Origin of the sequence: Winogradskyella undariae (assembly GCF_013285155.1) — a bacterium.
Classification (GTDB): Bacteria; Bacteroidota; Bacteroidia; order Flavobacteriales; family Flavobacteriaceae; genus Winogradskyella; species Winogradskyella undariae.
This window is the reverse complement of sequence record NZ_JABTEL010000002.1, coordinates 89,786-102,894: the sequence shown is the minus strand read 5'-3', so window position 1 is coordinate 102,894 and position 13,109 is coordinate 89,786. Positions and strand designations below refer to the sequence as shown.

General features: G+C 31.4%; 13 protein-coding genes. 11 read left to right on the top strand and 2 right to left on the bottom strand.

From position 1 onward, the window contains the following. Positions 1-97: 97 nt before the first annotated feature. Together HSX10_RS02755 and HSX10_RS02750 are read left to right on the top strand one after the other, a co-directional pair. The gene (locus HSX10_RS02755; RefSeq protein ID WP_173586679.1) at positions 98-988 is read left to right on the top strand and encodes an aldose 1-epimerase family protein; all 891 of its coding nucleotides are present in this window, start codon (positions 98-100) and stop codon (positions 986-988) included. A gap of 42 nt (positions 989-1,030) precedes the next feature. Next, positions 1,031-2,380, top strand: coding sequence for a DEAD/DEAH box helicase (locus HSX10_RS02750; protein WP_173586678.1), 1,350 nt, complete (start codon positions 1,031-1,033; stop codon positions 2,378-2,380). Between the two features lie 115 nt (positions 2,381-2,495). Here HSX10_RS02750 and HSX10_RS02745 read toward each other — a convergent pair whose 3' ends face one another. Then, a complete protein-coding gene (locus tag HSX10_RS02745; protein WP_173586677.1) occupies positions 2,496-2,744 on the bottom strand; it encodes a hypothetical protein in 249 nt (82 codons plus the stop codon). A 69-nt stretch (positions 2,745-2,813) separates the two neighbouring features. Next, complete coding sequence (locus tag HSX10_RS02740) at positions 2,814-3,491, bottom strand: Crp/Fnr family transcriptional regulator (protein ID WP_173586676.1); 678 nt, start codon at positions 3,489-3,491, stop codon at positions 2,814-2,816. Positions 3,492-3,597: 106 nt separating this feature from the next. Between HSX10_RS02740 and HSX10_RS02735 the strand changes: the two genes are divergently transcribed. The 9 genes from HSX10_RS02735 (at position 3,598) to HSX10_RS02695 (ending at position 12,806) form a co-directional block, all read left to right on the top strand. Beyond that, positions 3,598-5,973 (top strand): heavy metal translocating P-type ATPase, encoded by a 2,376-nt coding sequence (locus tag HSX10_RS02735; RefSeq protein WP_173586675.1) that lies wholly within the window; start codon positions 3,598-3,600, stop codon positions 5,971-5,973. A gap of 79 nt (positions 5,974-6,052) precedes the next feature. Then, positions 6,053-6,241, top strand: a complete 189-nt coding sequence (gene ccoS / locus HSX10_RS02730; protein ID WP_173586674.1) for a cbb3-type cytochrome oxidase assembly protein CcoS — start codon at positions 6,053-6,055, stop codon at positions 6,239-6,241. Between the two features lie 5 nt (positions 6,242-6,246). Beyond that, positions 6,247-8,442 carry a cytochrome-c oxidase, cbb3-type subunit I gene (gene ccoN, locus HSX10_RS02725; RefSeq protein ID WP_173586673.1) on the top strand — a complete coding sequence of 732 codons (2,196 nt, stop codon included), beginning with the start codon at positions 6,247-6,249 and terminating at the stop codon, positions 8,440-8,442. A gap of 5 nt (positions 8,443-8,447) precedes the next feature. After that, positions 8,448-8,636 (top strand): CcoQ/FixQ family Cbb3-type cytochrome c oxidase assembly chaperone, encoded by a 189-nt coding sequence (locus HSX10_RS02720; RefSeq protein ID WP_173586672.1) that lies wholly within the window; start codon positions 8,448-8,450, stop codon positions 8,634-8,636. Beyond that, positions 8,633-9,520: a cbb3-type cytochrome c oxidase N-terminal domain-containing protein gene (locus HSX10_RS02715; protein WP_173586671.1), complete on the top strand. Its 888-nt coding sequence runs from the start codon at positions 8,633-8,635 to the stop codon at positions 9,518-9,520. Before HSX10_RS02720 ends, HSX10_RS02715 begins: the two co-directional genes overlap by 4 nt. An 18-nt stretch (positions 9,521-9,538) precedes the next feature. Further along, a complete protein-coding gene (gene ccoG / locus HSX10_RS02710; protein ID WP_173586670.1) occupies positions 9,539-10,963 on the top strand; it encodes a cytochrome c oxidase accessory protein CcoG in 1,425 nt (474 codons plus the stop codon). A gap of 70 nt (positions 10,964-11,033) precedes the next feature. Next, a complete protein-coding gene (locus tag HSX10_RS02705; RefSeq protein ID WP_173586669.1) occupies positions 11,034-11,480 on the top strand; it encodes a FixH family protein in 447 nt (148 codons plus the stop codon). Continuing rightward, positions 11,481-12,182 carry a sulfite exporter TauE/SafE family protein gene (locus tag HSX10_RS02700; protein WP_173586668.1) on the top strand — a complete coding sequence of 234 codons (702 nt, stop codon included), beginning with the start codon at positions 11,481-11,483 and terminating at the stop codon, positions 12,180-12,182. A 129-nt stretch (positions 12,183-12,311) separates the two neighbouring features. Continuing rightward, entirely contained in the window at positions 12,312-12,806 is a 495-nt protein-coding gene (locus tag HSX10_RS02695; RefSeq protein WP_173586667.1) for a YqiA/YcfP family alpha/beta fold hydrolase, read from the top strand. Positions 12,807-13,109 lie beyond the last annotated feature (303 nt).

The window sequence follows — 13,109 nt, the reverse complement described above, 5'->3', positions numbered from 1 at the left end:
CAGGGAGAACAAACAAAAATAAACGACGTAAATTTTAAAAATCTAATCGCATAAAAAACATAAGAATTGTATCTTTAAAAAATAAAATCTTAGACGAATGTACAGCTTAAAAAATGACCTGTTAAACATCAATATAAAACCTAAAGGTGTTGAGTTAAGTAATATTACCTCTGTAAAAAACGAAACCGAATTTTTATGGCAGGCAGATCCAAATATTTGGGGAAGTCATGCGCCTAATTTGTTTCCTATAATTGGTAGCATGAAAGATGATACCTACATCTATAATGGTAAAAAATATCATATGCCCAAGCATGGTTTTGCTAGGCATAATGAAAATTTCACTGTTAAAAACCAATCTAAATCTAACATTACATTTTCTTTAATTTCAGATGAAGAGTTATATACCTTATATCCTTTTAAGTTTGAATTTGAAATTACATATACGCTTTCTAAAAACATTTTAAGCGTAAACCACTCTGTTACAAATTTAGACGAAAAAACACTTTATTTTTGTTTAGGTGGTCATCCCGCTTTTAATTGCCCGATTGCAGATGATGAAGATTACACAGATTATTATTTAGAATTTGAGCAAACAGAAGAAAGCGAATCTTATTTATTAAATATGGATATAGGTTTGCTTACACAAAAAACGAAACCTGCTTTTACTGATGGTAACAAAATTAATTTACATCCTGATTTATTTATTGAAGATGCTTTAATTTTTAAAGATTTAAAATCAAGAATTGTAAGTTTAAAACATAAAACCAAAGGAAAACTCTTAACAATGACTTTTGAAGATTTTGATCAATTAGGAATTTGGGCAAAACCAAATGCTCCTTACGTTTGTATTGAGCCTTGGTTAGGTTTTGCAGATAATGAAACAACAGATCAAAAGTTAGAAAATAAAGAAGGTATTTTACAGCTAGAACCTGACACAAAATATAGCGCAGCTTACCATATTGAAATAGAAAAAAACCGATTAGTGTAAGTTGATTAATAAAGTGGTAGCTTTGCAACAAAATTTTACAACGTGACTTTTAACGATCTCAATTTAAATACTCCTTTACATAACGCTTTAGACGATTTAGGATTTACAACTCCAACGCCTATTCAAGCAGAATCTTTTAATGTAGTTGCTGCAGGTAAAGATGTTGTTGGTATAGCACAAACTGGTACAGGTAAAACCTTTGCCTATATGCTACCGATACTTAAAAGCCTTGCATATTCTAAACAAGAAAACCCAAGAGTTTTAATTTTAGTACCAACAAGAGAATTAGTTGTACAGGTTGTAAGTGAAATTGAAAAACTTTCTAAATACATTAACAATCGTGTTTTAGGTGTTTACGGTGGAACTAACATTAACACACAAAAGCAAGCTGTTGCACAAGGACAAGATATTATTGTTGCTACACCAGGACGTTTGTATGATTTAGCTGTGAGTAGAGTTTTACAATTAAAATCTATTCAGAAATTAGTAATTGATGAAGTTGATGTAATGCTAGATTTAGGTTTTAGACATCAACTCCTTAATATATTTGATATTTTACCAGAACGTCGCCAAAACATTATGTATTCGGCTACAATGACTAAAGATGTTGATGAATTAATTGTAGATTTCTTCAAAAAACCATCAAAAATATCTATTGCAGTTTCTGGTACGCCTTTAGAAAACATATCGCAAGTGCGTTACGATGTTCCTAATTTTTATACCAAAGTTAATCTGTTACAAGAATTACTTAGTGATAAAGACGAATTTTCTAAAGTCTTAATCTTTGTTGCTTATAAGAAAATGGCTGATCGCTTATTTGATCAACTTGAAGAATTATTCCCAAGTCAATCTTGTGTTATTCACTCTAACAAAACTCAGAATTACAGATTACGTAGTATTGAGCAATTTAGAGAAGGTGAAAACAGATTACTTGTTGCTACAGACGTTATGGCAAGAGGGTTAGATATTGAAGGCGTTTCTCATGTTATTAACTTTGATACACCTGATTATCCTGAAAACTACATGCACAGAATTGGTAGAACCGGTCGTGCTGAGAAAGAAGGACAATCTATTTTATTCTCTACAGTTAAGGAGCAAGAAGGTTTAGAGCGTATTGAAGAGTTAATGCAGATGAAAATTGAAACTCTCGAGATCCCTGAATATGTTGAAATTTCTACGGAATTAATAGAAGAAGAACGTCCACAAATTAGAGAACATAATAATCCTATTAAACGTACTGATGCAGATGCACCAGGACCAGCTTTCCATGAAAAATCTGAAAAGAACTCAAAAGAAAACTTAGGTGGTTCTTATAAGTTTAAGATTGCGGCTAAATACAAAAAGCCAAAAACAAGAGGAGATAAAAATTATAATAAACGAAATAAGAAATAAGAATTGTTAGACTAAATCTTCAGTTTGTAACAATCTTTAAACATATTTTACTTAACAGTAAGTTTTACAATCTTATTAGATCTAATAAGATTGTAAAACTTATATTCAATCACTCTTAGCGCTTTTCTTCTGGCTTTCTAGTCAATACAAAATACACCACATAAAGCCAACTAAAAATACCGTGTAAAAAAGCTAATAAAACAGATTTATTTCTTTCCCAAGAAACAACTACAGCTAAAACACTACCTAATCCAATTCCGCTACTTATAGCAGTATTTCTTACTCCATTATCACCAGATTGGTGCGCAAAACAGTCTAAAGAAAAGACAAGGATTAAGATTAATGATAGCTTAAATTTATTCATGTTTTTTTATTTTTTTTAATAAGATTCAACTTGATCAATCGTAGTGATTATCTATCAATTTAAACGGTATTATTCAATACGTTTTAAACCTTCTAAATCTAAAATTTTTATATGTTTTCCTCTGGTCGATATTAGACCTTCTTTTTTAAATTGAGATAAAATTCTAATCGCAGATTCTGTTGCGGTACCAACAATACTAGCATAATCTTCCCGAGAAAGGATAACTCCTAAATAATCTTTATCATCATTTCCAAAAGTATTGTACAAATAAATTAAAACATCCGCTAAGCGTTGTTTTACAGGTTTCTGAGCCATGTCTACTATAATATTATCGGCTAACCTCAACTCTTTTGCCATGTCTTGAAGCATGTCTAAAGAAAAACTTGCATTTCTAGATAAATCATGAAGAACCTCACTTTTAGGAATAAAACAAACTTGCATCTCATTTACAGCAATTGCAGTAAGGTTAGATTTCTCATCAGTAACCAAAGAGCGCTGCCCTATTAAATCACCTCTCACTACTAGTTTTACAATTTGTTCCTTACCGTTTGCACTCAACTTAGATAACTTACAAACACCATCTTTTATACAATAGATACCGTTAACACTTTCTCCTTCTCTAAAAAGAATTTCTCCTTTTTTTACACTCTTTGAAGTCTTACAGCCAGAGATACGAATTAAATCTTCTTTACCTAACGCTTTTAAAGCATTAAACTGTTTAACAATACATTGTTGGCACTTACTCATTGCAGAAACTATTAAATTCAAAGTTACGTAAAACATGACATATATCATAGATATTACTTGGTAGTTTTAATACTTTTGCGGTAGGTATAAATGAGCAAATTATAAAATGGAAAACAACACTTGTTTTCACTGTGGGGATGACTGTGGGCATCACCCAATTGAGTTCCAAGACAAACATTTTTGTTGTAATGGCTGTAAAACTGTTTTCGAAATTTTCAACGAAAATGACCTTACTTGTTATTATGATTTAGAGAATTCTCCTGGTGCAGTTCCAAAAGAAATTGAAGGTAAATATGATTTTCTTATACAAGAAAATATCATAGAAAAACTTACAGAATTTAGAGATGAAACTATAGAAATAGCAACACTCTATATTCCGCATATACATTGTAGTTCTTGTATATGGATACTTGAAAACCTCAACAAATTAAATCCTAATATTACCGATTCTCAAGTTAATTTCGGTAAAAAAACAGTTAGAGTAACGTATAAACATGATACTACTAATTTAAAATCTGTAGTCTTATTATTAAGTTCTATTGGTTATGAACCTTATATTAGTTTAGATGATTTTAATTCGGGTAAAAAACAAATCAATCGTGCCTTAATCTATAAACTAGGAGTCGCAGGTTTTGGTTTTGGAAACATTATGTTTTTATCCTTTCCAGAATATTTTGAGGTTAACGAATTTTGGCTCGACCAATACAAATTCTTCTTTCGCTGGCTAATGTTTGCGTTATCCTTACCTATCGTATTTTATTCTGCTCAAGATTATTTTATTTCAGCTCTTAAAGGTCTAAGAGCTAAAATATTAAATATAGATGTCCCTATTGCTTTAGGTATTACGGTATTATTTGTGAGAAGTACAATTGAAATCTCGCTGAATATAGGTTCAGGATTTTTTGACAGTTTAGCAGGATTAATTTTCTTCTTATTAACAGGAAAGTTTTTTCAACAAAAAACCTATGAATTCTTATCCTTTGAACGCGATTACAAATCCTATTTCCCTATTGCTGTTACCAAAATTGATAAAGAAGGACATGAAGACACAATTCAGGTGTATGATATTGAAAAAGGAGATCGTATTTTAATTCGGAATGAAGAATTAATTCCTATAGATGGTATTTTAATAAACGGAAAGGCTAAAATAGATTACAGTTTTGTTACCGGAGAATCACAAACGGTCACCAAGCAATCTGGAGATAAATTATTTGCTGGAGGAAAACAAACAAATGGTGTTATTGAAATGGAAGCCTTAAAATCTGTTGAACAAAGCTACCTTACACAACTTTGGAGTAATGATGTTTTCAATAAAAATAAAGAAGAAGGATTTACAAATATCACCAATACTATAAGTAAATATTTTACGATTTCAATTTTAACTATTTCTTTAATAGCAACGGTTTTTTGGTTATTTGTAGACTCTAGTAAAGCAATGAATGTATTTACAGCAGTATTAATTATTGCCTGTCCTTGCGCCATTGCTCTCTCTGCTCCTTTCACTTTTGGAAACATGCTTAGAATCTTTGGAAAACAAAAATTCTATGTAAAAAATGCAAGTGTAATTGAAAAACTGGCACAAATAAATACTGTTATATTTGATAAAACAGGAACCATTACCTCTAACAAACAAAGTAATGCCGAATACGATGGCGAATTACTTTCTGAAGCTGAGAACTTAGTTTTAAAAAATTCCCTTCGCGGATCTAATCATCCTTTAAGTAGAACCTTATATAGTATATTAAAAGAAAACAATATCATCACTCTAGATGCTTTTGAAGAGCACATAGGTAAAGGTATTGAAGTAAAGCACGATGCCTTAAACATGAAAATTGGATCATCTAGCTTTGTTGGCAATCCTAATAAAAGTGCTATTTTAAATACTACAGTACATGTTAGTACTAACAATGTTTATAAAGGAAAATTCACGTTTTATAATAGCTATAGAAAAGGAGTTTCAAAACTCTTCAACAAACTAAAAAAACATTATGATTTAGTGATTCTTTCTGGTGATAACGAAGGAGAGCGAGAAAACTTAACAAAATTACTTCCTGCTAAAACTAAATTAATTTTCAATCAGAAACCTGAAGATAAATTAGACTTTATAAAATATCATCAAACAGAAGGCGCTAAAGTATTAATGATTGGTGATGGTTTAAATGATGCCGGTGCATTAGCACAAAGTGATGTTGGTATCGCTTTATCTGAAGATGTTAACGTATTCTCACCAGCCTGTGACGCTATATTAGATGCCTCTAAATTCAAACAATTATTTAGCTTTATATCAGCATCTAAGTCCGCCATAAAAATTATTAAATGGAGCTTTGTACTTTCATTTTTTTATAACACTATTGGGCTATATTTCGCCATTACTGGACAATTAGAACCTGTAGTTGCAGCTATTTTAATGCCTTTAAGCTCAATAAGTATTGTTATATTTACAACAATAGCAACTAATATTTTAGGTAAACGATTAGAATGAATCAAAATAAGAAAACATGATAAATGTCATGTTTTTTAAACAGGTGCAATATTAATTTTGGGCCATAACTTCAGTAGGTATGAGTGTTATATATATTTTATTATCCATAAGTATTCTTGTGGCTATCATCTTCTTTATTGCTTTTATTGTAGCGGTAAGGAGCGGTCAATTTGACGATAGCTATACACCTTCTGTACGCATGCTTTTTGAAGACGAACTAGTAAAAGAAAAACCAAAAACAACTAATAAAACCAATAAGACCAATTAATTACTATGGAAGTACAACAATTCTATTACGATAACAAGATCGTTAAAAATTTCCTCTATGCCACTATATTTTGGGGTGTTGTAGGTATGGCAGTAGGGTTACTACTCGCATTTATGTTTGTTTTCCCAAACTTAACCGATGGCATTTCATGGCTAAGTTTTGGTAGATTAAGACCATTACACACCAATGCTGTAATCTTCGCTTTCGTTGGAAACGCAATTTTTGCAGGTGTATATTACTCTTCACAACGTCTACTTAAAGCCAGAATGTTTAACGATACCCTAAGTAAGATTAACTTTTGGGGATGGCAAGCCATTATTGTTGCTGCTGCAATTTCGTTACCATTGGGTTATACATCTTCTAAAGAATATGCTGAACTAGAATGGCCGATTGATATTGCTATTACATTGGTTTGGGTTGTTTTTGGTTGGAATCTAATTGGAACTATGCTAAGACGTCGTCAACGTCATTTATATGTTGCTTTATGGTTTTATCTAGCAACGTTTGTTACTGTTGCAGTACTTCATATCTTTAATAGTTTAGAACTTCCTGTAAGTGGAATGAAAAGTTATTCTGTATATGCTGGTGTTCAAGATGCTTTAGTACAATGGTGGTACGGACATAATGCCGTGGCATTTTTCTTAACAACTCCATTTTTAGGATTGATGTACTATTTTGTACCTAAAGCCGCTAATAGACCTGTATACTCATATAGATTATCTATTATTCACTTCTGGACTTTAATCTTTATTTATATCTGGGCAGGACCTCACCATTTATTATATTCTGCTTTACCAGAATGGGCTCAGAATTTAGGTGTAGCATTCTCTGTAATGTTATTAATGCCTTCATGGGGTGGTATGATTAACGGACTTTTAACCTTGCGTGGTGCTTGGGATAAAGTACGTACAGATCCTGTTTTAAAATTTATGGTTGTTGCACTTACCGGTTATGGTATGGCGACTTTTGAAGGGCCTTTATTATCGCTTAAAAACGTAAATGCAATTGGTCACTTTACCGATTGGATTATTGCTCACGTACACGTTGGTGCATTAGCATGGAATGGTTTCCTTGCTTTTGGTATGATCTATTGGTTAATTCCACGATTATTCAAAACAAAATTATATTCTATCAAATTAGCAAATGCTCATTTCTGGATAGGAACCCTAGGTATTATATTTTATGCTTTACCATTATATGTTGCTGGATTTACACAAGCAAGTATGTGGAAACAATTTAATCCTGATGGGACATTAAAATATGGTAACTTCTTAGAAACAGTTACTGAAATTATGCCAATGTATTGGATGCGTGCTATCGGTGGAACTCTTTACATTACTGGGATGCTTATCTTATTGTATAACGTTATTGCTACGATTAGAAATGCTGAAGTTAGTGTAGAAGATGAATTAGCTGAAGCACCTGCATTAAAACGTGTACCTAAACACAGACTTGCTGGTGAAGGTTGGCATACTGTATTAGAACGTAAACCAATTAAATTAACAATTTTAGCTACTATAGCAATTTTAATTGGTGGTGTTGTACAAATTGTACCAACCATTATGATTAAATCTAATATACCAACACTATCTAGTGTTAAGCCTTACACACCATTAGAATTAGAAGGTCGTGATATATACATCCGTGAAGGTTGTGTGGGTTGTCACTCTCAAATGATTCGTCCTTTTAGAAGTGAAGTAGAACGTTACGGTGAATATTCTAAAGCTGGTGAATATGTTTACGATCACCCATTCCTTTGGGGAAGTAAACGTACAGGTCCAGATTTACATCGTATTGGAGGAAAATATTCAGACAATTGGCACTTAAATCATATGTATGATCCACAAAGTACCTCATCGGGTTCTATTATGCCATCTTATAAATGGTTAGTGAGAGATGAATTAGACAAGTCTCAAACAGAAGCTAAGATGGAAGGTATGGTAACACTTGGTGTACCTTATACAGAAGAAGAGATTGCTAATGCGCAACAACACATGACAGAACAAGGAACTCAAATTGAGAAAAACCTTTATGCTGATCCAGATTTCGCTGCTACATATGAAGCAGACAAACAAGCAGGTGGTGCTGAGTTCGTTGAAATGCGAGACAGAGAAATAGTTGCCGTAATAGCATATTTACAACGCTTAGGTACAGATATCAAAGTAAAGGATATTATAGAATCTGAAACTACTAAAAATTAATTAAGATGCTAAAATTTGTAAAAAACTATATGGATAGTATCGCTGGAATAGAAATCTATCCAATCATTTCACTACTTATCTTCTTTGGCTTTTTTGTCATCTTATGTTGGTGGGTACTGTCTGCAAAGAAAGACTATATAACGACGGTAAGTAATTTACCATTAGATAACAACCAAAACCAAACTGAACTATGAAAAATTTAACGCCATCTTGGTTAAGAGTGCCTATTATATTCTTTATCATTTTCGGAATCATAGAATACTTTGTAGATTCTGGTGATGAACCTGCATTTATTCAGCAACCTTTAATATTACTATTTTTATTATTAGTTCTATTAATATTAATTGCTATTGAATCAATATCTGGTTCATTAAAAAATATTCTATACCAAAGTTTAGATGAAGAAGAAAAAGCTGTTTTTGATGCCAACGCTCAAAAACCTTCTAAACTTCTTGTTTGGATACAAACTACTTACATCAAATTATTAGGTGCAAAAGCCATTGAAGAAGAACACGAAATTATTCTAGATCATAATTACGATGGAATAAAAGAATTAGACAATGACCTTCCGCCATGGTGGTTATACGGTTTTTATGTGTCAATCGTTTTTGCCATCATTTATCTTATAAAATATGAAGTTTTTGATGCCGATAATCAGTTTGACGAATTAGAAACAGAATATGCTCAAGCTCAAATAGCTATTGATGAATACAAAAAAACAGCTAAAGACTTAGTAGATTTTAATACCGTTGAATTATTAACTGAAACTTCAGATTTAAATAGCGGTAAAAAAACATTTGAAACCAACTGTGTGGCTTGTCATAAAATCGATGGAGGTGGTGGTATTGGACCTAACCTTACTGACGATCATTGGATATTAGGTGGAGGTATTAAAAATGTCTTCAAAACAGTATCTGAAGGTGGTAGAGATGGAAAAGGTATGATTGCCTGGAAACAAAGTTTAAAACCTGCTGAAATTGCACAGGTAGCTAGTTATGTTTTACAATTTCAAGGTACAACACCAGCAGAACCAAAAGCTCCAGAAGGAGACGTTTGGGTAGAAGAAACTGCAGAATAATTTAGAACAAAAAATAAAGTGGAACCATCAGAAAAAGAATCGTTTAGAGATAGCATCGGTACAGTAACCGATGAAGGTAAACGCGCTTGGGTTTATCCTAAAAAACCAAGTGGACATTTTTATAAATACAGGAAGATTGTAAGCTATGGTTTACTTATCTTTTTATTGGTGGCTCCATTTATTAAAATTAATGGAAATCAGTTTCTATTACTAAACATTTTAGAACGTCGTTTTAATGTATTTGGCTTGCCTTTTTGGCCTCAAGATTTTTATCTTGTAGTTATGTCAATGCTTATTTCCATTGTTTTTATAGCTTTATTTACAGTAGGTTTTGGTCGTGTGTTCTGTGGATGGATTTGTCCACAAACCATTTTTATGGAAATGGTTTTTCGTCGTATTGAATATTGGATTGAAGGCGATAGAAACAAACAACGTAAGTTAGATAAGCAAGAGTGGAATGCTGAAAAAATAAGAAAGAAAGGATTAAAATGGTTTATCTTTTTAATCATTTCATTTATAATAGCAAATGTATTTTTAGCTTATTTAATAGGAAGTGACAAACTTTTAAAATACATATCAGAAAATCCTTTAGATCATTTAGGTACGCTGTTTCCTCTACTGATTTTTACTGCGGTATTCTATTTTGTTTTTGCTTGGTTTAGAGAACAAGTATGCATAATAGCTTGTCCTTACGGAAGATTGCAAAGTGTTTTACTAGATGAAAAATCTATCGTTGTAGCTTATGATCATAAACGAGGCGAAGCAGAAAATGGAAGAAAGAAGTTTAGAAAAAATGAAGATCGTGAAGCTTTAGGCCATGGAGATTGTATAGATTGCTTACAATGTGTTAATGTTTGTCCTACAGGAATAGATATTAGAAACGGTACGCAATTAGAATGTGTAAACTGTACAGCTTGTATTGATGAATGTGACCATATTATGGAAAGTATTAACCTTCCTAAAGGTTTAATTAGATATGCTAGTGAAAACGAAATTGAAAAGAAAGAGAAGTTTAAACTAACCCCTAGAATGAAAGGCTATATAGCCGTATTAACCATTCTAACTGGTATTTTTATAGGCTTACTATTTCTTAGAAATGATGTTGAAGCAACAGTACTTAGACTTCCTGGTCAATTATATGAACACAAAGAAGGCAATATCATTAGTAACGTTTTTACTTATAAATTAGTCAATAAAACAACGAAAGATATTGAACATATCAACTTTAAATTAAGAAAGTATGATGGAACAATAAAACTTGTTTCTACAACAAAAAACTTTATCGTTCCTGCTCAAGATTTAGCTGAAGGAACCTTATTTGTAGAAATTGATAAAAGTGAACTATCTGGTGATAAAAATAAATTGGTGATTGAAGTTTATAGCAATGAAGAATTGATAGAAACTACAACAGTTAACTTTTTAGGACCAAGAAGTTATAATTAATACAGTTAAATTTTCTGCTAACGCACAAAATATAATAATTTAAAAAATCCCTTTTAAGGGAAATTAAGATATGAAAATAAATTGGGGAACAGGTATAGTCATTGCATTTTTATGCTTTATTAGCTTCATCATGTACTTTATCATTACCATGAGTGTAGATGATAAATATGATTATGACTTAGTAACAGAGGATTATTATGGCCAAGAGTTAGAGTTTCAAGAAGACCTAAATAAAGAAGAACATTCTAAAACGTTAACAACAAATCTTAACTGGACAAAATCTAGCGAAGGTGTTATTATTAATTTCCCAGAAGATATAGATTATAAGAATATTTCAGGTACAGTGTTCCTATATAGACCATCTAATAAACAATTTGATTTTGAAATTCCAATTTCATTATCTAAACACAATTTGCTCATACCTGACAAAAGTTTATTGGATGGTCGTTGGAACATTAAAGTAGACTGGAAATCTAACGATAATTCATACATTTATAGAACTGAAATCATTTACTAAATGTTAGTTTCTGCATTTGTATTTGGGCTATTAGGAAGTTTACACTGCGTAGGTATGTGTGGACCTATAGCTTTTATGTTACCTGTAGATCGTTCTAATTCATTTAAAAAAGTAAGTCAGATAGCAATATATCATTTTGGCAGACTACTTGCTTACAGTATCATCGGTTTAATTTTTGGTATTGTTGGCAAAAGCTTTTACATCTTTGGCATTCAACAACAATTATCTATAATAATTGGTGCTTTAATGATTATTGTGGTTCTTTTACCACATCATATCATCGGTAAATACAATCTTTCAAAACCACTTTATAAAGTTATTTCTAAGGTAAAATCTTCTTTAGGAAAAGCTCTAAAAAAGAAAACTGCTGACACATTTTTAACCATAGGATTTCTTAATGGTTTTTTACCCTGCGGATTAGTCTATATGGCTGTATTCGGAGCAATTGCAAGCGGCAGTCTACTTCAAGGAAGTTTGTATATGCTTCTTTTTGGACTTGGGACTATTCCTTTAATGACAATGGCTATTTATTTAGGTAAATTTTTAAATAGTACTATAAAACAACGCATCCAAAAAGCGATTCCTGTTTTTGTTATAATCATTGGGGTTTTATTTATACTTCGAGGTTTAGGTTTAGGTATTCCTTATATCTCTCCTGCTCCAATTGTAGATACAGCCACTAGCGCTATCGAGTGTCATTAAATCATTTCATCTCAAAAAAACCTTTTTTATTAAGTATGCTAAAAAAGATAAGTTATTTTTATCATACTAAATACAATTATATTTATAAAGCTGAAATAATTTTATAACCATCATCATATAATTTACGTCATGAATATTTTATACATACACGGATTAAATGGTAGTTTAAGTCCTGAAAAAAGAATAATTTTAGAACATTATGGAGATGTATTTTCACCTTCTATTGATTACGAAAATGCACCAAATAGTATTACTGATATCATTGAATACTATCCTGATATTAATTTTGATATCGTTATGGGAAGTAGTATGGGTGGCTTTGCAGGCTATTATGTATCAAATCATTTTCAATGCCCTGCTCTACTCTTCAATCCGGCATTAGCAAAACGCCCTGCAACACAGAACATACCTGAAATCACACATAAAATAAGCAACAATAAACATATCGTTTTAGGAACTGAAGATGCTATTGTTAATCCTAAAGACACACTTCAATTTATAGCTAATATGATTGATCTCCAACCCGACTTTAATATTCATCTCCGTAATCATTTAGCTCACCGCATTCCTATATCTATTTTTAAAGAAGAAGTTGAAACGTTTTTTAATAAAATTAAAGAATAGGAGATTATGATTGTATGTAGAAGTCAAAATGGCTAAAAAAACACCTTATAAAAAAATTATAAAAACAAAAAACCGAGATCCCTCAATCTCGGTTTTCATTTTATTTGCTTTTATATGCTGGTAGATTCAGGGTCTCTAAGCCAACTCAACACATGGCAAATATTAATTAATTAATCCATTGAACTAAAACTTAATTTCAGTACGAGTCAAATATATAATTCATTTTCAATTCATTAGACAATAAACATATTTAATCGATGAAATACATTAAATTTTAACATTTATCGATTAAAACACTCTTTT

Bases quoted from the DNA above. Each gene is read 5' to 3' on its own strand.
- HSX10_RS02705 (WP_173586669.1), top strand. From the start codon at position 11,034: ATGAAAATAAATTGGGGAACAGGTATAGTCATTGCATTTTTATGCTTT.
- HSX10_RS02740 (WP_173586676.1), bottom strand. From the start codon at position 3,491: ATGAGTAAGTGCCAACAATGTATTGTTAAACAGTTTAATGCTTTAAAA.
- ccoN (WP_173586673.1), top strand. From the start codon at position 6,247: ATGGAAGTACAACAATTCTATTACGATAACAAGATCGTTAAAAATTTC.
- HSX10_RS02720 (WP_173586672.1), top strand. From the start codon at position 8,448: ATGCTAAAATTTGTAAAAAACTATATGGATAGTATCGCTGGAATAGAA.
- HSX10_RS02735 (WP_173586675.1), top strand. From the start codon at position 3,598: ATGGAAAACAACACTTGTTTTCACTGTGGGGATGACTGTGGGCATCAC.
- HSX10_RS02745 (WP_173586677.1), bottom strand. From the start codon at position 2,744: ATGAATAAATTTAAGCTATCATTAATCTTAATCCTTGTCTTTTCTTTA.
- HSX10_RS02715 (WP_173586671.1), top strand. From the start codon at position 8,633: ATGAAAAATTTAACGCCATCTTGGTTAAGAGTGCCTATTATATTCTTT.
- HSX10_RS02700 (WP_173586668.1), top strand. From the start codon at position 11,481: ATGTTAGTTTCTGCATTTGTATTTGGGCTATTAGGAAGTTTACACTGC.
- ccoS (WP_173586674.1), top strand. From the start codon at position 6,053: ATGAGTGTTATATATATTTTATTATCCATAAGTATTCTTGTGGCTATC.
- HSX10_RS02695 (WP_173586667.1), top strand. From the start codon at position 12,312: ATGAATATTTTATACATACACGGATTAAATGGTAGTTTAAGTCCTGAA.
- HSX10_RS02755 (WP_173586679.1), top strand. From the start codon at position 98: ATGTACAGCTTAAAAAATGACCTGTTAAACATCAATATAAAACCTAAA.